1 protein-coding gene is annotated in these 255 nt (G+C 58.0%); it reads right to left on the bottom strand.

The genetic code is table 11. The features are described 5' to 3' along the window. On the bottom strand, nucleotides 1-220 hold a 220-nt coding region (locus tag NXS07_RS21370), incomplete at its 3' end, for a hypothetical protein (protein WP_258087686.1). Between the last annotated feature and the right edge of the window lie 35 nt (nucleotides 221-255).

Genomic DNA, 255 nt, shown 5'->3' with positions numbered 1-255 from the left:
GTGAAAGCCGCGACTCCAACTGGTCTGTATTTGCCCGCTCTGACAGGCCGGCAATTCGACCGAGATAGTGCCGGAATACCGGTACATAGGCAAAGAGTACGGCATCCGTCATCGCGACTTCCTTTGACTTGGGTGCCAGAAGGTAACAGCCTTCTCCAGCAAGGCGACGCCACCATAAAACAACGAGCCAGCAAGCGCGGCCACGACGATTTCGGCCCACACCATGTCCAGCGCTAGGCGTCCGACTTCGGTCGA

The sequence above is a fragment of the Xenorhabdus bovienii genome (assembly GCF_024721015.1).
In the GTDB taxonomy this organism is placed as follows: Bacteria; Pseudomonadota; Gammaproteobacteria; order Enterobacterales; family Enterobacteriaceae; genus Xenorhabdus; species Xenorhabdus bovienii.
Note: the sequence above shows the minus strand (reverse complement) of the source record. Positions and strands in the feature narration are given on the sequence as shown.